This window comes from Micromonospora sp. NPDC048907 (assembly GCF_055586885.1).
Window position 1 is genome coordinate 348,278 of the sequence record NZ_JBVJHI010000002.1, and the last position, 20,866, is coordinate 369,143.

Consider the following 20,866-nt stretch of genomic DNA (forward strand, 5'->3'; position numbering starts at 1 on the left):
TCCAGACCACCGTTGCGCCCAGCGTCGCACGGCGCTCCCCGCTCCCGGGGTCGCTCGGCGCAAACTGCCCGCCCCGCACCGGCGGCCGGCGGAAACACCGCCCCCGGACGTTGGCGACGGCGATTCGCGGGAAACACTCCCGGTCGGGGCGGCGAGCGCCGCCGACGACGACGCGCAGGAGGACCGCCATGGCGACCAGCACCGGGCCCGCGAAGGCCTCGGGCACCTACCGGATCGGTGGCGACCTCCAGGTCGACCGGCTGGGCTACGGGGCCATGCAGCTCACCGGTCCCGGGGTCTGGGGCGACCCGAAGGACCCGGCCGAGGCGGTGCGGGTGCTGCGCCGCGCGTACGAGCTGGGCGTCACCTTCATCGACACGGCCGACTCCTACGGCCCCTTCGTCAGCGAGCTGCTGATCCGGGAGGCGCTGCACCCGTACGCCGAGGACCTGGTCATCGCGACGAAGGCCGGGCTGACCCGGTCGGGTCCGGGCGACTGGCGGCCGGTGGGCCGCCCCGAGTACCTGCGCCAGCAGTGCGAGCTGAGCCTGCGCCACCTGGGCCTGGACTGCATCCCGCTCTACCAGCTGCACCGGATCGACGCGAAGGTGCCGCTGGAGGACCAGCTCGGCGAGCTGGACCTGCTGCGGCAGGAGGGGAAGGTGCGGCACATCGGGCTCTCCGAGGTGACCGTCGAGCAGATCGAGGCGGCCCGGCGGATCACCCCGATCGTGTCGGTCCAGAACCTCTACAACCTGGCCGACCGCAGCGCCGAGGACGTGCTGGACCACTGCGAGCGCAACGACCTGGCGTTCATCCCGTGGTTCCCGATCGCCACCGGCAACCTGGCCCGGCCGGGCGGCCCGCTGGACGCGATCTCCACCGACCACGGCGCGACGCCCGCGCAGCTCGCCCTCGCCTGGCTGTTGCGCCGCTCGCCGGTCATGGTTCCCATTCCGGGTACGTCCTCGGTGGCGCACCTGGAGGAGAACGTGGCCGCGGCCGAGGTGCGGCTCAGCGACGAGGAGTTCGAGGCGCTCGCCAAGGCCGCCTGACCGGCCCCTTTCCGAAGCGTGATCGAACCGCTACCGTCAGAAGGATTCTCACGCCCGGGACGAGCGGGGGTCCGGAGTGGACGGTTTCGACTACGTGATCGTCGGTGCCGGGGCGGCCGGGTGCGTGCTGGCCAACCGGCTCAGCGAGGACCCGGGCACCCGGGTGCTGCTCGTCGAGGCGGGCGGCTGGGACCGCAGCCCCCTCGTGCGCGTACCCAAGGCGTTCGCCCGGCTCATGGACGACAGGCGCACCGCCTGGCACTATCCGGCGGCCGTCGCACCGGGACGGCAGGAGACCTGGCAGCGCGGACGCCTGATCGGCGGCTCGACCGCGATCAACGGCATGGTCTGGAGCCGGGGCGCGGCGGCCGACTGGGACGCGCTGGCCCCTCTCGGCTGGGGTTGGTCGACCATGGAGCCGATCTTCGCGCGGCTGGAGGATCACCCGGCGCGCGACACCGACGGCGCGGTCCGGCTGTCCGTCGCCACCGACACCGACCCGCTCTGCGAGGAGATGCTGGAGACCGGGGCGGAGCTGGGCTGGCGCCGGGTCGACGACCTCGACGCCGGCGACGGCGAGCGGATCGGCTACGTCACGGCCACCATCCACGCCGGCCGCCGGGTCACCGCCGCCGACGCCTTCCTGCACCCGGTGCGGCGGCGGCCGAACCTGACCGTCGCCGTCGACACCGTCGCGCTGCGCGTACTGGTCGAGGGCGGCCGGGCGGTCGGCGTACGGGTCGCGCACCGGGGCCGGGAGGTCGACCACCGGGCGGCCGCCGAGGTGATCCTCGCCGCGGGCGCCCTGGCCACCCCGCAGCTGCTGCAGGTCTCCGGCATCGGGCCGGCCGACACCCTGCGCGCGGCCGGCGTCCCGGTGCTGCTCGACCGGCCCCGGGTGGGGGCGGGCCTGCGCGAGCACCGGCCGATCCCCCTGCAGTACCGGCTCGCCGAGCCCGGCGGCTACAACGCCCGGCTGGGCAGCCCGCTGGGCCAGGCCCGGGCCGCCCTGCGCTGGCTGGTCACCCGCGGTGGGCCGCTCGCCCTGCCGGTGCTGGACGTCGCGGCGCACGTCCGGTCCCGTCCGGAGCTGGACCGCCCCGACGTGCACCTGTTGATGGCGCCCTTCTCGGCCGCGCCACCGCGCCCCGGGCGGGCACTGGAGCTGGAGCGGGAGCCGGGCCTGCTGTGCCTGGCCACGGTGACCCGCCCCGACAGCGAGGGCAGCCTCGCCGTCACCGGCCCCGACCCCCGCACGCCGCCCGCGATCGTGGCGAACTACTTCGCCACCGCGCACGACCGGCGGGTCGCCGTGGACGCGGTGCGCCGGACGCGGGAGCTGTTCGCCACCGGGCCGATCGCCAAGCGGATCGCGGCGGAGACCCTGCCCGGGCCGGCGACCCAGACCGACGAGGAGATCGTCGAGGCCGGCCGGTCGCACGGCTACTGCGGCTACCACGCGATCGGCACGTGCGCCATGGGGACCGGCGACGACCACGTCGTCGACCCCCAGCTCCGGGTGCGCGGGGTGACCGGGCTGCGGGTCGTCGACGCGTCGGTGCTGCCCGTGATGGTGTCCGGCTGGACCAGCGCCCCGGTGACCGCGCTGGCCTGGCGGGCGGCCGACCTCGTCCTCGGCCGGACCACCGGCTGACCGGGGCCCGACGGCCGCCGCAGCGGCGACCGTCGGGCCGGGAACCGGGCTCAGAGCGCGAAACAGTTGGGGCGGATCGCGGCGCCGGCGAGCACCTGCCGCACGACGCTGTACGTGGTGCCGTCGAGGATCAGGCCCAGGTGGCCGACGATCCGCAGCGGACACCACGCCTGCACCAGGACGTTGGTGGCGCCGTCGGCCAGGGAGGCGTTGTCGACCGGCCGTACCAGCTCGTCCTGCCAGGTGCGGACGGTGGTCCAGCGGACCGCGCCCGGAGTGTCGTCGCCGCCGTTGAGGTCGGCCAGGAAGCTGGACCCGATGGACATCTGCTGACAGGCCACGATGCCCGCGCAGCTGCCCAGCCCCAGGAAGTTGATGATGTTGGCGACGTAGGTGCCCTGCTGCGGGCTGCCCAGGCTGATGAACTGGTCGACCTTGGCGGCACCGCCGAGGAACCTGACGTACCAGCGGGAGACCAGTCCGCCCTCGGAGTGGGTGACCAGGTCCACCTTGGCCGCCCCGGTGGCGGAGCGGACCTGGTCGACATAGGACGACAGCGCCCGGGCGGACTCGCGGATGTCGCCGAAGCCCAGGTTCGGCAACTGGTAGATGGAGACCCGGTAGCCGTCGGCGCGCAGCCGGGCGGCGATCGGCTCGTAGGCGATGGAGACGCCGATCAGGCCGCCGACCACGACGACCGGATCGGCGCCGGCGGCAGCGAGACCAGCGGCGTCGGCCTGGGTGGCCCCGGCGCTGCCGGCGGCGGTGGCCTCGGTGGTGGTGGCCGTTTCGGTGGTGGGCTCGGCGTGGGCGGCGGTGGCCGGGACGAGCAGGGCGGTGGCGGCGGCGGTGGCGGCCAGGATCGTTCGGAGCAGCATGGGCTGCACCTCCGGTGGGAGGCCCCGGATTTCCGGGAGGACGGGTGGGGGATCCGATCGATCGTGGAAACGATGATGCGTGTCCGATTTCACACACGTCAATGGAAAGTTACGCGCGGGTAACCCGTTGTTCCGCAGGGGGCACAAACCGGCCTATCCGGCGTCCGGCGGTCCCCCGGCCGGTCGGCCCGGATGGCATGCTGAGCGCCGTGTCCACCCCACCGCCGCCGGAGAAGCCGCTCCGGGTGATGCCGTGGTGGCTGGCGCTGCTCGGGCTGCTGCTGGCCGTCCTGCTCGGCTGGCTCGTCCTGGACTGGCTGCTCGGCGAGGCCGACCGCGCCGCCCAACCGGACACCCGGGCCACGCTGCGCGTCGACGCCATCCGCACCGGCCTCACCGTGGTCGCCGGCACCGGCGGCGGCCTGGCGCTGCTGCTCGCCGCCCGCCGACAGTGGATCAGCGAGCGCGGGCAGCGGCACCAGGAGGCCGTGGCCGCCCGGGACCAGGCGCACCGCGACCGGGTGCAGGCGCACGCCGAGGCGGTCGCCGACGCCGGGCAGCGGCACCAGGAACGGCAGGCCGCCGCCGTCGAACACGACGCCGCCGAGCGGCGGCTCACCGAGCTGTACGTCCGGGCCATCGAGCTGGTCGGCAGCGACAACCCCGCGGTACGCCTCGGCGGCCTGCACGCCCTCGAACGACTCGGTCAGGACAACCCGGAACAGCGGCCGACGATCGTGGCCGTGCTCTGCGCGTACCTCCGCATGCCGGCGCCCGACGACCCGCGCGAGACCGAGGTGCGCCGCACCGCGCAGCGGATGCTCGCCCGGCACCTGCGCGCCGACGGCGACGCCTGGTGGCCCGGCATCGCGCTGGACCTGACCGGCGCCCGGCTGCACGACTTCGACGCCGCCGGCTGCACCCTGGTGGACCTGGACCTCACCGGCGCGGTCTGCACCGGCACCACCACCTTCGCCGGTGCGGTCGTCCGCGGCCGGCTCCGGCTGACCGCGGAGTTCGCCGACGCCGTGTTCGACGACCTCACCGGCGACGCGGACCTCGTGCTGGACGACGCCCGCTTCGCGGGCCGGGTGAGCTTCGACCGGGCCGACCTCGGCGGCGCGCTGTCAGCCCGCGGGACGAGCTTCGGGCCGGCCTCCTTCCGCGGCGCCACGCTGCGGCAGCCCAGCAGCTTCGACCGGGCCCGGTTCGCGGGCAGCGCCACCTTCCGGGAGGCGGTGTTCCTGGCCGGACTGTCCATGGAGCACACCACCTTCGCGGCGTACGCGGGCTTCCGCCGGGCGCGGTTCGCCGACCTGGCGCTGTTCCGCTGGACCGAGTTCGGCGCGGAGGCGTGGTTCGAGGGGGCCCGCTTCGAGGGGGCCGCCAACTTCGGCCGGGCCGTGTTCCACGGCCGGGCCGGCTTCGCGGGAGCGGTATTCGCCCGCCGGCCGCTCGTCGACCAGGCCCGCGCGTCGGCGTCGGTGACCCACGACTGGCCGCCGGACACCACCGTCGGCCGGCGCGACGACGAGTGGCTCGTCCTCACCGACCCCTGACCACCCGGGGGCCGGGCGCGCTCAGCTGCCCAGGGCCTGGACCTTGGCGATCGTCTCCTGCACGTGCTGGCGGGCCGGCTCGCCGCCCTGCGCGGCCTGGCTGAGCGCCTGCCGGTAGGCGTCGATCATGTTGAGCAGCGGCCCGGCCGCCACGCCCTCCAGCGCGCCCGCCACCAGTGCGCGGGCCTCGGCGGCGTCCTGCGCCGCGGCGGCCGTCCGGGCCTTCGCCTCGTCCAGCTTCTGGGCCGCCGCCGCCAGCCTCGCCATGATGTCCGCTGCGCTCACGCGCCCTCCCCTGTCGCCCGCACCGCTCCAACCACCACAGAGGAGCCTACGAGAGCAGGCCGTGATCGTCCTCCGGGCGTCTGCGCGCCGGCTCAGCGGTCAGAGGGCGCATGTCGTGCACGTACCGTCACGAGCGTTCCGGCCCGGCCGGCACTCCGCTTCCGCCTTTGCTCTGCAGCCACGGACGCATCGCTTGCTCAGCGTAGTCATGCCGCTGGACGGCGAGGCGGAGGGCCGCGGCGGAAAGGCAGCTCAAGCCAGCGATGCGTGGATGGCTGCAGAGCAAAGGCGGGACGTCGGTTCCAGGCGCCTCGCCGGGGCCATCACGGTGTGTGAGTCGGCAGCCCCGGCACGGACAGTAATCTCCCCGCGTGCCGGCAGCCTTCGCGCGTCCGGCCCGCCTCCTGATCAGGTCAGCAGCCGGAACACGACCAGGTAGAGGCAGAACAGCGACGGGGCGACCAGCGCGCAGATCACGAAGCCGAGCGGCACGTACCGCCCGGGCGGGGTGTCGCCGCCGAGCACCGGGCGGCCCCAGCGCCCGAGCACGAGTTGTCCGGCCAGGAAGGACAGCAGCGGCACGCCCGCGCACGAGACGGCGGCCACCAGGTCCAGCCCGGTGGCCGGCAGCGGCGAGCCGATCAGCGCCACCAGCATGAGCAGGGAGCCGGCGAGCGCGCAGGCCGCGTACACGGCGACCGCCCGGGCCGGCGCCGACCAGGTGGGCAGCAGCACGGGCCGCCGCGCCAGGGCCTCGGCCTGCTGCCCGTGCCGGTCGGCCTCGTCGGCCAGCCGCGCGGCCGCGGCCAGCTCGGTCGCCGGGTCACCCGACCGCGGACCGGGCACCGTTCCCTCGGGATACGCCCCGACCCCCGGCCGCCCCGGCGCGGCGGCTGCGCCGCCGGTCACCCCACCCCCGGTTCCGGGCACCTCCGCGCCGGGCGGCACCGGCGCGGCCGGGCCCGCCGCGGGCAGGACCGTTCCCGCCGCGGGCCCGGCCGGACCCGCGCCCGGCGGGACGGGTCCCGCCGCACCCGCGGCCGGTGTCGCGGAGGGGTGGGCCGACGCGGCCGTGGACGGGGCGCCGGCCGGGACCGGTGACGCGTCCGGGGCCTCGGCGGGGACCGACCGCATCGGCAGGTTGATGGCCTGGCCGAGCTGGTCGAGGCGCTGCCCCTGGGCGGCGAGCCGCCGGCCGAGCTGGTCGACGGTGGACTGGAGGGCGCGCCGGCGTTCGGCCTCGGCGGCGATCGCCCGCTCGCCGCCGCGCTGCCGGGTGGAGAGTTCGCGGAGCAGGGCCGCGTATTCGTCGAACCCGGTCACGACTCGTCCCCGTCGTCGACGAAGGGCACGACCAGGGCGGTGCGGTGCTCGTGGCGGTCGACCAGCAGAGCCCGGCCGTCGCGCGGGGCGTAGCCGAGGTCGTGCGCGCCCAGGTGCAGCCCCAGGTCGGCGGCGGGCACGTTCAGCGCGACGAGGCAGGCCACGTCGTCGCGGTTCTGGCTGCCGCCGAGGTCCTCGGCGAGCCGGCGCAGCCCGCGCCACCAGCCGAGCAGGTGCACGCCGTGCGCGGGGCCCTGACGCAGCACCGTCCGCAGGTCGTCGTGACCGGAGCGGAACGTCCCCGGATCGGCCGCGGCGAGCGCACCGGCGGCGGCGTCCATCCCGAACACGACCAGGTAGGTCCGGCGGGGCTCGGGGGCGGGCGGGCCGGCCAGCTCGGCCAGGTGGGCGCGCAGCGCCGCCGCGTCGAGGCGGCGGACCGGGTGGCCGACGGCGGCCAGGGTCATGGCCAGGTCGTCGGCGGTGCCGGTGGTGCCGGGCGCCAGGGGGACGAACAGGAAGCGGGCCGTGCCGGGGGCGTGCTGCCGGGCCAGGCCGAGCGTGGCCGAGCGGAGCACGTCCGCGCCGGCGGCGGCGGTGCCGACCACGGCGAGGTGCCGGCCGGGCACCGGGTCGAGGCGGAACGCGGCGGTGCTGCCGGCCACGTCGACGGTGCGGCCGACCAGGGCGAGGGGCGGTTCGGCGCCGGGGGCCAGGCCGGCCCAGGTGGGGTCGTCGGCGAGCCGGGGTGTCTCGTACCCGCGGAAGACGGCGGGTGGGCGCGCGCCGGCCGGCCGGGCGGCGAACAGCTCGTGGCGCAGGGCGGCGAGGTCGGCCGCGGCGGCGTGCGCGTCGGGGAAGTGGACGTCGGTGTCCGCGCCGGCCGTGCCGCCGGCGGTGTTGACCACGGCCGTGCCGAGGGTCAGCGCCTTCGCCGCGTCGTTGAGCGGGTCGAGCACGCCGCCCCCGCCGGGCAGCGCGACCCGGAGCGGGAACTGACCGAAGATCGCCTCGGCCCGGCCGTAGAGCGCCTCGATGCCGGTGGTGCTCTGGCTGGCCAGCACCAGGTGCAGGCCGTACGAGCGGCCCTTGCGGGCGATCTCCTCGACGAGGTCGACGGCCTGCCGGGCGAGCGCATCGTTGCCGGCGAACAGGACCTGGAACTCGTCGACCACGGTCACGATCCGGGGCGGCCGGGCGTTCGGCGGCAGGTCGGCCAGCTTGCTGACGCCGTGCCGCTTGAGCAGGTCGGCCCGGCGGGTCAGCTCGGCGCGCAGCTCGCGGAGCACGGCCACGCCGTACTCGCGGTCGGACTCGATGCCGACCGCGCGGGCGTGCGGCAGCCAGGACGGGTCGCGCTCGGTGGGCACGAACTCGGTGAAGCTGACGCCCTCCTTGAAGTCGAGCAGGAAGAGCTGGAGTTCGGCCGGGGAGTAGCGGGCGGCCAGCCCGTAGAGCACGTCGAGCAGGAACACCGTCTTGCCGGCGCCGGTGCGCCCACCCACCAGCCAGTGCGGGGTGGCGTCGTCGAAGGCCACGGTGACCGGTTCCCGGGCGCGGCCGAGCACGGTACGCAGCCCGGTGGCGGACGACTCGGCCCAGCGACGCTCCGGCAGGAGGTCGGCGAAGGTGACAGTGGTGGCCCGCCGGACGGCCTCGGCGAGCCGCCGGGCCAGCGCGGTCACGGTGGCGTGGGACGGGTCCCCGTCGAGCAGGACCGGGGCGGCAAGGCCGCTGCCGTCGGCGCTGAACGGCCGGCCCGGCGGGTCACCGACCAGGGCGTACCGCTCGTTGAGCCGGAGCTGGGTGGTGGCGCCCAGCGGCGGGGCCTCGGCCGGTCCGGCCGCCGGGTGGCCGGCCAGCAGCACGCAGACCGCCGCGGCGGGCCCGGCGTGGGTGAGCGCGGCGAGCCGGGCCAGCTCGCGCGGCGGCGGGGCGGACGCGACGACGACCAGCAGCAGCTCCCGGTCCTCGGGTGCGGCCCGCTGGGCGGTCCGGGCGTGCCGTTCCGCCGCGTCCAGCAGGGCGGTCGTCTCCGCGACGGTGGTCGCGGCCGGGCCGAGCGCGCCGGCGTCGAGCAGCGGGCGCAGCGGCAGGAATGCGGCGCCGAACGCGGCCGGGTCGATGCCGGCCACCCGGACCGTGCCGGCCGGCGCGGCGGTGAGCAGCCGCACCACCAGGGCCCGCAGCAGCTCACCCACCCGGGGGTCCCGCGCGTCGGTGTCGACCGCGAGGTGGGCGCCCGCGCCCAGCGGCACCAGCACGGGGAAGCCGCCGTCCACGGTGGTCGCCTCGCCGAGGCGTACCGGAACGGGGTGGGTGGCGGCGCGGGCGGTGCCGGGCACGGGGCCGGCCAGCTCGCCGCCGAGCCGGGCCAGGCGGGCGACCAGCTCGGGGCTGCCGACGGGCGCCGGGCCGGCGGCGGCCAGCGCCCGCCGGGCGGTCTCCCAGCGGCGCAGGGCCTGCCGGTGCAGGGCGACCGCCTGCCGGTACGCCGTCGCGAGCCTGCCCACCGTCCGCCCTCCGACGCCGCCGTACCCGATCGGGGGAACCCTAACGGACGCGCGGCGGACCGGCACAGTACGCGGCGCGCACCCGACGTTGGTCGACTGTTCATCCCCCGGTGGCGGTTCCCGCCGGACGCCGTTCCCCCGGCCCGACTTGCCTCTGTTCCGAAGCAACGCTGTGAACAGGAAGGCGACGACGTGACCTCCTCCCCCATCTCCCGCAGGGCCGTGCTGCACGGTGGCGCGGCCGCCGGTCTCGGCATCGTGGTGGCCGGCAGCCTGGACGCCATCGCCGGTCCGGCGGCGGCCCGGGCGGCGTGCCGCCCGGCGGTCGGCTACGGCGACCTCGTGCCGGACCCGGCCGGCCTGCTGGCCCTGCCCCCGGGCTTCTCGTACACCATCGTGGCCCAGGCGGGCACGACCCTGCTGGAGTCCGGGCAGGCCACCCCGAGCGACGCGGACGGCACCGGCTGCTTCCGCGCCCCGAAGGGCTCGGTGCTGGTGAACAACCACGAGATCGGCGGCGACGAGCCCTACCCGGTGCCGGCGCTGGCCGGGCTGACCTACGACCCGGGCGCCCGGGGCGGCACCACCACCATCGAGGTGGACCAGCACGGCCGGCGGCTGCGCGAGTACGTCAGCGTGGCCGGCACCCACAACAACTGCGCCGGCGGCATCACCCCGTGGGGCACCTGGCTGACCTGCGAGGAGACCGAGCAGCGGGCCGGCGGGCAGTACCTGAAGGACCACGGGTACGTGTTCGAGGTGGACCCGCACGACCGGGCCGCCAACCAGAACCCGGTGGCGCTGAAGTTCCTCGGCCGCTACTCGCACGAGGCCGTGGCCGTGGACCCGTACACCCACGCCATCTACCTGACCGAGGACGCGGGCGGCCCCAACGGCCTCTACTTCCGCTGGACCCCGCCGGCCGGCTTCCGGGCCGGCAAGGGCGCGCTGCGCGCGCTCGCCCAGCGCCCGGACGGCGACACCGCCGGCAGCCTCCAGGCGATGAGCTGCTTCCGCGGCAGCAAGCACGTGGCCGACCTGTCCGAGGCCACCACGCCGGGCACCCGCTACAAGGTGCGGTGGGTGGACGTGCCGGACCGGGACGCCAAGACGGTCTCGGTGCGCAAGCAGTTCACCGACGACGAGGTGACCCGCAGCCGCAAGCTGGAGGGCGCCTGGTGGGCCGACGGCGGCGCGTACTTCGTGGCCAGCTTCGCCCGGCACGACGACGGCAGCGTCAACGAGCACGACGGCCAGGTCTGGTTCTACGACCCGCGCACCGAGACGGTGACGCTGAAGACCATCTTCGGCGTCAACACCGACCCGGACGCCGACAACGGCAACTTCGACGGGCCGGACAACATCACCGTCTCCCCGTACGGCGGGGTGATCCTGGCCGAGGACGGCGAGGGCGTGTCGCACCTGGTCGGGGTGACCGAGCAGGGCAAGGCGTACCCGCTGGCCCGCAACGAGCTCAACGACAGCGAGTTCACCGGCCCGACGTTCAGCGCGGACGGGAAGATCCTGTTCGCCAACATCCAGTCGCCGGGCTACGTCTTCGCGATCACCGGCCCGTGGGGCCGGCCGAGCAACGCGAACCACGGGTCCTGACCCGACGGTGACGGCCGGCGGCGCCTGGGGGCCGCCGGCCGTCACGCCGTCAGCCGGGGCGGCAGCCCCGGTCGGGGCCGCCGTCGGCCACCCCGCAGGCGAACACCTCGACCGGCGGCGTGGCCACGTCGGGCACCCGGGCAACGGTGAGCAGCGCCAGCCGCTTGGCGACCGGCTCGCCGGAGTCCGGTGCGTACCGGATCAGCCCGCCCACCCCCGGGTAGCCACCGGCGGCGTTCTGCCGCAGCACCTCGGCGTGCACCCCCACCGGGTTGACGGCGTGGGGGTCCCAGCGCCGGCCGGTGTCTGCGTGCCGCAGCCGGGCCGCGAGGCTCTCCAGGGCCCGCACCACCATCATCGAGGCGTCGTAGGCGAGGCTGACCCGCTCGCCGACGGGCGCGTTGGCGCCGTCGCGGCAGCGCGGCGGGTCGAGCAGGTCGTCCGCGCCGATCCAGGTGAGGAAGCTGCCCCGGGCGTCGTCGCGCCGGGCCTGCGCAGCCCGCAGCGCGGTGCAGGTCGCCAGGGCGGCCTTCGACACGTACGTGACCGGCAGGTTGCCCGGGGCGCTCGCCCGCAGCCCCGGGTTGGCCATGTAGCGGTTCACCGAGTCGTCGGCGACCAGGTGGCGGGGCGGGTCGGCGCCGCACTCCTTGAGCGCCCGCAGGAATCCGTCGAACTCCGACCAGCGCCCGGCGAAGAAGAGCATCCCGCGGTAGCCGCACTCCTGGGTCATCCGCCGCCCGCTGCGCCACTCGTCGAGCCGGGTGAGCCGGGGACCGAACCGCTCCCGCAGCCCGTCGACCAGGGTGGCCACGTAGAGGTCCTCGTCCAGGGAACTGCCCTCGCCGGTGGTCCAGTAGACGTGCGCCTCACCCACCCGCAGCACCTGCCGGGCGTACGTCTCGACCATCCGGGCCTGCTCCCGGTTGGGCGCCGACATGGCCAGGTAGAGGCTGGAGTTGGCGTCCATCCGGTCGGCCGAGAGGGTGGGGGCGAGCACCGGCAGGCCGACCCGGTTGAGTTCCCGCAGCGCCGACGCCGTGCTGGCGCGGCTGTCCACCAGCCCCACCACGCCGAGGACGGTGGGATCGTCCCGGGCCAGCCCCTCCAGCATCCGGACCGCGTCGCCGGCGTGCCGCATCTGCCGGCCGGCGTTGGCCACCACGATGTGCAGCAGCGCCGCGTCGTCCGCCGCCGCCGACTCCTTGAGCAGCGCGTACTGGGCGGTCGCCATGCCCTCCAGCTCCTCGCGCTCGGAGACGTACGACTCCTCGTCGGCCCGGGTGCGGTTGCCGGTGAGGCTGCCCAGGTAGACCAGGGTCAGGTAGGGCCGGCGGTGGTCGCTGCGCCGCCACACCTCCTCGGCGGCCCGGTTCTGCGCGAAGATCCGCCGCTGCACCGCGCGGAGGCGGTCCTGCCCGGGCTCGCTGTTGAAGACCTGGCCGGCGGTGTCGCTGTAGCCGACGCACTCGCCGTCGACCAGCCGCACGCTCACCCGGTCGGTCGGCCACGGGCGGCAGTCCGGCGCCCACCGCCCATCGGCCCACACGGCCATCCCGGCGAGCAGCACGAGGACCACCGCGGCCGGCAGGAACCGCCGCGACCACCAGGGCGGTTCCGGCGCGACCAGCCCGGGCGGGGCCACGCCCACCGGGGCGCCGACGTCGTCGCCGTCGATCCGCAGCACCACGAGCCAGGCGCCCGCGCGGCGCAGCCGCCGGATCTCCGGCAGCGCCTCGGCCCACTCCTCGTACGCCTCCTCGGCCTGGCCCACCGGCCGGGTGGCGGCCGCCTCCGGGGGCGGCCCGGTGGCGACGGCCACCACCAGCAACGGGTCGTTGCGGCCGGTCTCGTTGCGCACCTCGTCGAGCAGCCGGACCAGGGTGTGCCCGACGTTGTCCGGGCTCACCCCGTCGAGCAGCAGGACCGGGTACGCGGTGCGCCGCCAGTCACCCGGCCGCCAGAACCGCCTCCGGTACGCCTGCCGCAGGTCCTCCAGGAAGGCGTGCAGCAGCAGCTTCTGCACCTGCGCCGGGTGTTCGCCGTCGCGCCAGCCGGCGGTGAGCCGCTCGGCGAAGCCGAGGAACGTCACGGACTGCCGGGGCGCCAGGTACTGCTGGCGCATGAACCACCGGTACTGCCGCCCGAACACCGGCACCCGGCCGGAGACGGCGATCCGGAAGAGCACGCTCGGCATCGCCCGGCGCAGCAGCCAGAGCAGCACCTGCAGCGCGGTGCCGACGGCCGACCCGCCGCCCACCTGGGGGTCGTCGCCGGCCCGCCGGCCCCGCCAGTCGCGCAGCCGGTGGACCAGCGCGGCCCGGCCGCCGTCCGCGGCGTCCACGTCGACGGCCAGGGTCTGGTGCATCAGCCAGTCGGCGAGGAGGTAGTGCCGGAACCGCAGCCGGGCCGCGCCGAACGCCTCGACGGAGAGCTGCCGGTGCAGCTCCCGCAGCACTCCCGCGATGGTGTCGTCGGGCCCCGGTCGGGCGGTCAGGTCCAGCACGGCGTGCGGCACGCGGCGCCGGTCGCCCCGGCCGACGAAGCGGCGCAGCAGGGCGCCCACGACGCCGTCCTCCGCCGGGCGGACCAGCCAGAGCAGGGGCAGGCGGCGGTCGCCGCGGCGGGGTCGCCGGAGCAGCCGCGCCAGCAGGGAGAGCAGTTCGAGGCCGCCCGCGGGGAGCTTCTCCCGGGCCGGCCGGGGCCGGGTCGCCGGTTCGCGCATCGCCACCTCCGGGGCCACGACGGGTGTCGCACCATTGTCGACACCCTGCGCAACGCGCGGGAACCCGTGCGTCCCTCGTGGACCGTACGCCTCAGCGGGGCGCGGCGGGGTGGCGCAGGCCGTCCAGGGCGATGGCGAGCACCCGGTCACGCTGCGCCGGCTCCGGGAACTGGTACGCCATGATCCCGCTGACCAGCCGCACCACGTCGTCGAAGGTGGCGTCCGGCCGGGCCACCCCGGCCGCCTGGGCCCGGCGCAGCAGGGGCTCGCCGGCGGCGTAGATCTCGGTGCGGCAGCTGCGGAACACCTCGGAGTCGTGCACCAGCTCGTCGGCGAGGGCCCGCTTGGTGCCGACGTAGGCGACGAACCGGTGCAGCCAGGCGACCAGCGCGTCCCACGGGGGGCGGTCCGCCAGGTCGGCGGCGGAGGCGCTGAGCGCGCGCACCTCCTCGACGTAGACCGCCTCGAACAGGTCGACCCGCTTCGGGAAGTTCCGGTAGAGCGTGCCGATGCCGACCCCGGCCCGCCGGGCGATCTCCTCCAGGGACGCGCCGGCGCCGTACTCGCCGAACACCTCCTGGGCGGCGGCGATCAGGGCCTCGTAGTTCCGCCGGGCGTCGGCCCGCTTCGGGCGGCGGGCGAAGACCTCGCCCAGCTGGTCCGCGCTGGCCATGACGGGCGTCACCCCTCTCCCCTTGCAAACGGAGGCACCCCTCCGCTACGTTAGTGGAGGCACCCCTCCGGAACTGACCGGAGCCTTGCCTCCGGATAGCTTACTCCGGCTTTCCCGCCGATCCCACCCACCGCGACCGGCGAACCAGACGTCGGACCCCGGGAGGTCCCACCATGCCCGCAACCCGCTGAGACACCCCTGGGCCGCCACCGTCGCCCATCCGCGCGAGCGGCCCGCAAGGAACACCCTCGTCCCACGAACGGGAGCCATTTCCGTGATCGACACCGTCCGGCGCGACTCGCGCCGGTTGACCTTCCTCGTCCTCGCCGCCGGCGCCGGCTTCTTCGCGATGCTCCAGTCGCTGATCACCCCGGTGCTGCCCACCATCCAGCACGACCTGCACACCTCGCAGAACACCGTGACCTGGGTGCTGACCGCCTACCTGCTGTCCGCGTCGATCTTCACCCCGGTCCTCGGCCGGGTCGGCGACATGGTCGGCAAGGAGCGGACCCTTGTCGTCTCGCTCGCCGCCCTCGCGCTGGGTTGCCTGCTGGCGGCCGTCGCCCCCAACATCGGCATGCTGATCCTCGCCCGGGTCGTCCAGGGCATCGGTGGCGCGGTGTTCCCGCTCTCCTTCGGGATCATCCGCGACGAGTTCCCGGCCGCCCGGGTCAGCTCGGCCGTCGCGGCGATCTCGGCGATCGTCGCCGCCGGCGGCGGCCTCGGCGTCGTGCTGGCCGGACCGATCGTCGCCACCCTGGGCTACCGGTGGCTGTTCTGGATCCCGATGGTGGTCGTCGGCCTGACCGCGCTCGCGGCGCACCGGTTCGTGCCCGAGTCGCCGGTGCGCACCCCCGGTCGGATCAGCTGGTCGGGCACCCTGCTCCTCTCCGGCTGGCTCGTCGCGCTGCTGCTGCCGGTGAGCAAGGGCGCCGCCTGGGGCTGGACGTCCGGCCGGGTGATCGGCCTGCTGGCGCTCGCCGCCGTGCTCCTGGCCGGCTGGCTGGTGGCCGAGACCCGCGCGGCGAACCCGCTCATCGACATGCGGATGATGCGCCTGCCCGCGGTCTGGACGACCAACCTGGTCGCCCTGCTCTACGGCGCCTCGATGTTCGCCGTCTACGCCTTCCTGCCGCAGTTCGTGCAGATCCCCAGCAGCGCCGGGTACGGCTTCGGCGCGAGCATCACCCAGGCCGGGCTGCTCATGCTGCCGATGCTGGTCGGCATGTTCGTGGCCGGCCTCGTCGCCGGCCGGCTGGCTTCCCGGTTCAGCGCCAAGGCGCAGCTCACCACGGGCGCCGTGTTCAACGTGCTGGCCGCGGCGATGCTGACCGTCGCGCACGACACCCGCTGGGAGATCGGCGTGGCCGGCGGCCTGGTGGGCCTCGGCATCGGGCTGGCCTTCGCCTCGATGGCCAACCTCATCGTGGCCAGCGTGCCGGCCCGCCAGACCGGCGTGGCCACCGGCATGAACGCCAACATCCGCACCATCGGCGGCGCCATCGGCGCCGCGGTCGCCAGCAGCGTGATCACCGCCCACCCGCAGGCGAGCGGGCTGCCCCGCGAGGCCGGCTTCACCATGGGCTTCCTGCTGCTGACCGGCATCTCGCTGGCCGCCGCGCTGGCCGCCCTGGCGGTCCCCTCCGGTCGCCGGGCGATGCGGGGACGGCGCGGCCAGCAGTCGGCGCGGAGCACCGGTCCGGAGCTGACCGGCGAGCTCGTGACGGCGCGCTGAGCGGGCCGGAGACCATCCCGTACACCGGCGGCGGCCGGCGGTCCATCCGGACCGCCGGCCGCCGTCGCGTCGGATCAGCCGATCGCGGCGGTCAGTGCGGCCAGGTAGCCGCGGCGGTAGCCGTCGGCGTCCGGGTGGTACGCCTCGATGAGCCCGGACACGTCGTTGATCCACGGGTCGGCGGCGCAGACGCCGTGGCCGGCGAAGAACGCCCGGGCGTCGACGAACGTGGCCCCGGCCGCCCGGGCCCGGTCGGCGATGACCGTGGCGAGCAGGTCGGCGGCCTGGTTGAGGATGGTCCGCTTGTAGGTGCTCATGGCCAGCAGGCCGCAGTAGCCGGTCTCGAACAGCCGCGGGTAGCCGAGCACCACGAGCCGGGCGTTGGGCGCCCGGTTCCGGATGGCGGCGTAGGTGTTGTCGAGCCGGCCGGGCAGGGTGGTGGTGGCGAAGGCACGGCTGTCGTTGACGGCGCTCTCGCAGCTCGACGTGCTGCCGAAGCGACAGCTCGTGATGACGTCGGCGAAGCCGGCGTCGTTGCCGCCGATGGTCACGGTGACCAGGGTGGTGCCGGTGCTCAGCGAGTTCACCTGGCTGCCGATGACGTCCGCGGTGACCGCGCCGCCGCAGGCCGGGAACCTGAAGCTGGTGACCGCGTGCGCGGCGGCCCAGAGCGGGGCGTACGACTTCTGGCTGCGCAGGCAGGTGGACAGGTCGTACGGGCCGGCCCCGACGCCGGAGGAGTAGGAGTCGCCGAGGGCGACGTAGTTGACGGTGGCCGCCCGGGCGACGCCGGGGACGAGCACGGCGCCGAGGACGGCCGCGAGGAGCGCGGCCAGGGCGGTGCGGGCGCGACGGGACATGACAGGACCTCCACGGGACAGGGGTGGTGGAGCCCGTAGACCGCGCGCGTGGCCAGGGGGTCGGTGCTTGTTACTAGTCGGTAATGCTATCGAAACATCGGCATAAATTGAATAGCGCCGGAGGGCCTTCCGGGGGAGACGCGTTCATCGGCGTCGATTAGGTTGGGCGGTGCGTACACCCCCGACGGAGGGAGTCCACCTCGTGCGACGCGCTCTCACGGCGGCCATCGCCGCCCTGACCGTCACCACCGCCGGCACCATCGTGACCGGCGCCCCCGGCCATGCCGCCCTACCGGGCTGGGGCCGGCCGAAGCCCGCGGCGGCCGCCCCGACCCCGGGCAGCCCCGGGCTGGGCGACAGCTACTTCCCCGACTACGGCAACGGCGGCTACGACGTCGGCCACTACGACATCCGGCTGCGCTACGAACCGGCGACCGACCGGCTCAGCGGCACCACCACGATCCTGGCCACCGCCACCCAGGACCTGTCCCGGTTCAACCTCGACTTCGTCCTCGGCGTCGAGTCGGTCCGGGTCAACGGCTGGTCCGCCGCCTTCACCCGCCAGGGCGCGCACGAGCTGGTCGTCACGACGCCGCGGCCGGTCCTCAAGGGACAGCAACTCACCGTCGTGGTGAAATACGCCGGCATCCCGTCCGAGACGCTGGTCCAGGGCTACACGGGCTGGACCCGGGTCGCCGACGGCGCCCTCGCCGTCAACGAGCCCGAGTCGGCCTGGTGGTGGTTCCCCAGCAACGACCACCCGAAGGACAAGGCCACCTGGGACATCTCCGTCTCCGTGCCCGCCGGCCTCGAGGTGGTCAGCAACGGGGTGCAGCCGCGCGCCCCGCTGCCCGAGGCCGGCAACCGCACCCGGTGGAGCTGGCGCAGCGTGAAACCGGGCGCCACCTACCAGGCGTTCCTCGCCGTCGGGCAGTACGACATCGTCACCGACACCGCGCCGAACGGGCAGCCGGTGTCCAACGCGTACAGCACCACGCTGGGCGATCTCGGGCCGGCCGCCCGGGCCAGCATCGAACGCACCGCCGAGATCGTCGACTGGGAGAGCGGCGTGTTCGGGCCGTACCCGTTCGAGGCGCAGGGCGGTGTGGCCGGGCCGATCGACGGCATCGGCTTCGCCCTGGAGACGCAGAGCCGCCCGGTCTACGGCCCCAGCTTCTGGCGGCGCGGCGCCAACACCTCCGTGGTGGTGCACGAGAACGCCCACCAGTGGTTCGGCGACTCGGTCTCGGTCGCCGAGTGGCGCAACATCTGGCTGAACGAGGGCTTCGCCTCGTACGCCGAGTGGCTCTGGTCGGAGGAGCAGGGCGAGGGCACCGCCCAGGAGCTGTTCGACTTCACCTACGCCAGCTACCCGGCCGACTCGGAGTTCTGGCAGGTCCTTCCCGGTGACCCGGGGGCCGGCGCCATCTTCGACGACGCGGTCTACGACCGGGGCGCCATGGCCCTGCACCAGCTCCGGCTGGCCGTGGGCGACGCGGCGTTCTTCCGGATCCTGCCGGCCTGGACCGCCGAGCACCGCTACGGCAACGGCACCATCGCCCAGTTCCAGGCGCTCGCCGAGCGGATCTCCGGCCGGGACCTCGACGCGGTCTTCACGACCTGGCTGTTCACCGCCGGGCGCCCCGAGCTGGCCACCGCCGCCCGCGGCGCGCTCGCCGCCCCGGCGCAGCCGAAGTCGTGGGCGAAGATCCGGGAGGCCCACCGGCTGCTCAAGCACTGAGCGGCGCGGGGCCCGCTCCGTTGTCTTGAGCGGGCCCCGGCCGGTCAGGCGGGCACGGGCGTGACGGCCGTCGGTGCCGCTGCCTCGACCGCCCGGATGTGCCGGTAGGCGAACCAGAGCGGCGGGAACGCGCCGACCGCGAAGGAGAGGTCGACAAGCGTCCAGAACCAGGGGATGTCCCGCAGCGGCCCGCAGATCAGCGCGAGCGGCACGATCCCGGCGCAGGCGATCATGCCGAGCTGCACCACCCAGACGTTGCGTACCGGATCGCGCAGCGGCCCCCAGAACGCCACCGCGAGCACCAGGTGCGCGAAGGCGAGCCAGTCGGTGCCGTAGAGCAGGAACGGATAACGTTCGCCGGTCTCGACAAGTCCGGTGTGGACCCGCTCGATCCAGGCCACCAGCGCCGGAAACTGCCCGGCGAGCGGGTCCAGCGCCCGCAACAGCCAGCGCACCTCCGGTTCCAGCGGGAACGCGGTCACCCCGCTGAGGAACAGACCCACCACCACGACCCAGAGCCACCGGCGGATTCGCCGCAGGCGCACCTCGACGTCCATACCCGCAGCGTAGTGACGATCTTCGTGCCGCCGGGTCCCGCGCGGCATGACCTCGCTCACCGGACCCGTGCCGCGCCGGGTCAGGCAGCCGGGCAGCCGTCGCGGTGCGCGTACGGCGACCGCAGGTCGGTCCAGCGGGAGCGGCGCCGGCCCCGGTGGGGCGCGCAGGCCGCGCAGTCCTGGATGGCACGGGCGGACCGGCGGGACCGGACCCGGCCGTCGCCGGGACGCGCGCCCGCCGGGGCGCCGGGCAGCGCCACCGGGGAGACGCCGGCCAGCACCGTCGGCCGGGGCAGCGCCACCGCGGGAACGGCGCCCAGCCCCGCGCCGGCCGGGCGGGCCATCCGGGCCGCGGTGGCGGTGGCGGCGGCGAGGCCCGCGCCGGCCGGGCGGACGACCCGGGCGGCGGTGGCGGCGACCCGGCGGACCGGGCGGGCGGCCGGCGCGGCCAGCACCAGGGTGAGCCGGTGCACCAGCCGGCGCTCGCGCAGCCGGTCCAGGGCCACGCCGGCGGCAGCGGTGGCGACCGCCGTGATCGTGCCGGCCAGCACCAGGGTCTGCCGGGGGCCGGCGTGCTCGGCGAGCCAGCCGAGCAGCGGGGCGCCCACGGCCGCGGAGACCGAGCCGGTGACGGCCAGGGCGGCCAGCACCCGGCCGCGCATGGCGTAGTCCGTGTCGAGCTGGGCCCGGGCGCCGACCGTGGTGTCGATGACCACCGCCGCGGCGGCCACCGGCAGGATCACCGCGGCGAAGCTCAGCGTGCCCGGGGCAAGCCCGGCGACGATCTGCAGCCCGCTGGCGAGCAGGCCGGCCCCGACGAGCACCGCGTAGCCGAGGTCGGCGCGGCGCGCCGCGAACAGGGCGCCGAGCACCGTGCCGACGGCGAAGACGGTGGACAGCAGGCCGTAGCCGGACGCGCCGCCGTGCAGCGGCCCGTCGCTCATGGCGGCCATGGTGACCTGGTAGTTGCGGCCCAGGCTGCCGAGCACGAAGGAGAGCGCGAGCGCGACCAGCACGACCGGCTGGCGCCTCAGGTAGCGGAAACCGGCCCGGATGCCGCCGTCGGCCGGGGCCGCGTCGGCCGCTGCCGGCCCGCCCGCGTGCCGGTCGGCCTCGCGTACGGCGAACAGCGCCACGACGACCGCGACGAAGCTGACCGAGTTCGCGGCGAAGAGCAGCGCGGGGCCGACCGCGGCGACCACGACCGCGCCGAGGCTCATGCCGAGGATCCGCCCGGCGGAGTTGGTGAGCGAGCCGAGCGCGAGGGCGTTGCCGAGGCTCTCCCGGTCCACCAGGGTGGAGGCCCAGCGGCCCATCACCGGCCCCTCGATCGCGGACACCGCGCCGGTGGCCAGCGAGATCGCGAAGATCGCCGGGAGACCGCCGGCGCCGGTGACGGCCACCACGGCCAGCCCGGCGGCGAGCAGCGCGTGGGCGGCCTGGGCGCCGATCAGCAGCGGCTTGGCGGGCAGCCGGTCGGCCAGCGCGCCACCCCAGACGCTCAGCACCAGGGTGGGCAGCGCCTGGAGCAGGACGGTGAACCCCATCGACGTGGCCGACCCGGTCTCGGCCAGCACGTACCAGTTGACGCCGAGGACCTGCATCCAGGTGCCGATCACTGACACGAATCCGGCCGCGGCCCAGATCCGGTAGTTGCGGTGGCGCAGCGCGGCGAACGTGGCGCCGAGGGCCATGAG

At 75.4% G+C, this 20,866-nt stretch carries 15 protein-coding genes; 6 read left to right on the forward strand and 9 right to left on the reverse strand.

Annotated elements, in window-relative coordinates:
- Nucleotides 1-188 precede the first annotated feature (188 nt).
- Complete coding sequence (locus ACZ6PY_RS06750) at nt 189-1,055, forward strand: aldo/keto reductase (protein WP_466069920.1); 867 nt, start codon at nt 189-191, stop codon at nt 1,053-1,055.
- Nucleotides 1,056-1,131: 76 nt separating this feature from the next.
- A complete protein-coding gene (locus ACZ6PY_RS06755) occupies nt 1,132-2,709 on the forward strand; it encodes a GMC family oxidoreductase (protein ID WP_466069922.1) in 1,578 nt (525 codons plus the stop codon).
- A 50-nt stretch (nt 2,710-2,759) separates the two neighbouring features.
- Here the strand turns inward: ACZ6PY_RS06755 and ACZ6PY_RS06760 are convergent, their stop codons facing one another.
- On the reverse strand, nt 2,760-3,587 hold the full coding sequence (locus ACZ6PY_RS06760; RefSeq protein ID WP_466069924.1) for a lipase family alpha/beta hydrolase: 828 nt from the start codon (nt 3,585-3,587) through the stop codon (nt 2,760-2,762).
- Nucleotides 3,588-3,796: 209 nt separating this feature from the next.
- Here ACZ6PY_RS06760 and ACZ6PY_RS06765 point away from each other — a divergent pair, with 209 nt between their 5' ends.
- Nucleotides 3,797-5,146 (forward strand): pentapeptide repeat-containing protein, encoded by a 1,350-nt coding sequence (locus ACZ6PY_RS06765; protein WP_466069926.1) that lies wholly within the window; start codon nt 3,797-3,799, stop codon nt 5,144-5,146.
- Nucleotides 5,147-5,167: 21 nt separating this feature from the next.
- Here the strand turns inward: ACZ6PY_RS06765 and ACZ6PY_RS06770 are convergent, their stop codons facing one another.
- From ACZ6PY_RS06770 to ACZ6PY_RS06780, 3 genes are all read right to left on the reverse strand, one after another.
- The gene (locus ACZ6PY_RS06770) at nt 5,168-5,431 is read right to left on the reverse strand and encodes a DUF6244 family protein (RefSeq protein WP_466069928.1); all 264 of its coding nucleotides are present in this window, start codon (nt 5,429-5,431) and stop codon (nt 5,168-5,170) included.
- Nucleotides 5,432-5,839: 408 nt separating this feature from the next.
- Nucleotides 5,840-6,754, reverse strand: a complete 915-nt coding sequence (locus ACZ6PY_RS06775) for a hypothetical protein (protein WP_466069929.1) — start codon at nt 6,752-6,754, stop codon at nt 5,840-5,842.
- A complete protein-coding gene (locus ACZ6PY_RS06780; protein ID WP_466069931.1) occupies nt 6,751-9,267 on the reverse strand; it encodes an FtsK/SpoIIIE domain-containing protein in 2,517 nt (838 codons plus the stop codon). The genes ACZ6PY_RS06775 and ACZ6PY_RS06780 overlap by 4 nt, the downstream gene beginning before the upstream one ends.
- A gap of 192 nt (nt 9,268-9,459) precedes the next feature.
- Between ACZ6PY_RS06780 and ACZ6PY_RS06785 the strand changes: the two genes are divergently transcribed.
- Nucleotides 9,460-10,878 carry an alkaline phosphatase PhoX gene (locus tag ACZ6PY_RS06785; RefSeq protein ID WP_466069933.1) on the forward strand — a complete coding sequence of 473 codons (1,419 nt, stop codon included), beginning with the start codon at nt 9,460-9,462 and terminating at the stop codon, nt 10,876-10,878.
- A 49-nt stretch (nt 10,879-10,927) separates the two neighbouring features.
- On the opposite strand, the gene ACZ6PY_RS06790 is transcribed toward ACZ6PY_RS06785, so the two are convergent.
- Together ACZ6PY_RS06790 and ACZ6PY_RS06795 are read right to left on the reverse strand one after the other, a co-directional pair.
- Nucleotides 10,928-13,603, reverse strand: coding sequence for a hypothetical protein (locus tag ACZ6PY_RS06790; protein ID WP_466069935.1), 2,676 nt, complete (start codon nt 13,601-13,603; stop codon nt 10,928-10,930).
- Nucleotides 13,604-13,694: 91 nt separating this feature from the next.
- Complete coding sequence (locus ACZ6PY_RS06795; protein WP_466069936.1) at nt 13,695-14,288, reverse strand: TetR/AcrR family transcriptional regulator; 594 nt, start codon at nt 14,286-14,288, stop codon at nt 13,695-13,697.
- A gap of 262 nt (nt 14,289-14,550) precedes the next feature.
- Between ACZ6PY_RS06795 and ACZ6PY_RS06800 the strand changes: the two genes are divergently transcribed.
- Entirely contained in the window at nt 14,551-16,011 is a 1,461-nt protein-coding gene (locus ACZ6PY_RS06800) for an MFS transporter (protein WP_466069938.1), read from the forward strand.
- Nucleotides 16,012-16,085: 74 nt separating this feature from the next.
- On the opposite strand, the gene ACZ6PY_RS06805 is transcribed toward ACZ6PY_RS06800, so the two are convergent.
- The gene (locus ACZ6PY_RS06805; RefSeq protein WP_466069939.1) at nt 16,086-16,871 is read right to left on the reverse strand and encodes an SGNH/GDSL hydrolase family protein; all 786 of its coding nucleotides are present in this window, start codon (nt 16,869-16,871) and stop codon (nt 16,086-16,088) included.
- A gap of 202 nt (nt 16,872-17,073) precedes the next feature.
- On the opposite strand from ACZ6PY_RS06805, the gene ACZ6PY_RS06810 reads away from it, so the two are divergent.
- The gene (locus ACZ6PY_RS06810; RefSeq protein WP_466069940.1) at nt 17,074-18,612 is read left to right on the forward strand and encodes a M1 family metallopeptidase; all 1,539 of its coding nucleotides are present in this window, start codon (nt 17,074-17,076) and stop codon (nt 18,610-18,612) included.
- 44 nt (nt 18,613-18,656) lie between these two features.
- On the opposite strand, the gene ACZ6PY_RS06815 is transcribed toward ACZ6PY_RS06810, so the two are convergent.
- A complete protein-coding gene (locus ACZ6PY_RS06815) occupies nt 18,657-19,169 on the reverse strand; it encodes a hypothetical protein (protein ID WP_466069941.1) in 513 nt (170 codons plus the stop codon).
- Between the two features lie 80 nt (nt 19,170-19,249).
- Nucleotides 19,250-20,863 (reverse strand): MFS transporter, encoded by a 1,614-nt coding sequence (locus tag ACZ6PY_RS06820; RefSeq protein ID WP_466069943.1) that lies wholly within the window; start codon nt 20,861-20,863, stop codon nt 19,250-19,252.
- Nucleotides 20,864-20,866: the final 3 nt, after the last annotated feature.

Bases quoted from the DNA above. Each gene is read 5' to 3' on its own strand.
- ACZ6PY_RS06760 (WP_466069924.1), bottom strand. From the start codon at position 3,587: ATGCTGCTCCGAACGATCCTGGCCGCCACCGCCGCCGCCACCGCCCTG.
- ACZ6PY_RS06790 (WP_466069935.1), bottom strand. From the start codon at position 13,603: ATGCGCGAACCGGCGACCCGGCCCCGGCCGGCCCGGGAGAAGCTCCCC.
- ACZ6PY_RS06750 (WP_466069920.1), top strand. From the start codon at position 189: ATGGCGACCAGCACCGGGCCCGCGAAGGCCTCGGGCACCTACCGGATC.
- ACZ6PY_RS06805 (WP_466069939.1), bottom strand. From the start codon at position 16,871: ATGTCCCGTCGCGCCCGCACCGCCCTGGCCGCGCTCCTCGCGGCCGTC.
- ACZ6PY_RS06820 (WP_466069943.1), bottom strand. From the start codon at position 20,863: ATGGCCCTCGGCGCCACGTTCGCCGCGCTGCGCCACCGCAACTACCGG.
- ACZ6PY_RS06815 (WP_466069941.1), bottom strand. From the start codon at position 19,169: ATGGACGTCGAGGTGCGCCTGCGGCGAATCCGCCGGTGGCTCTGGGTC.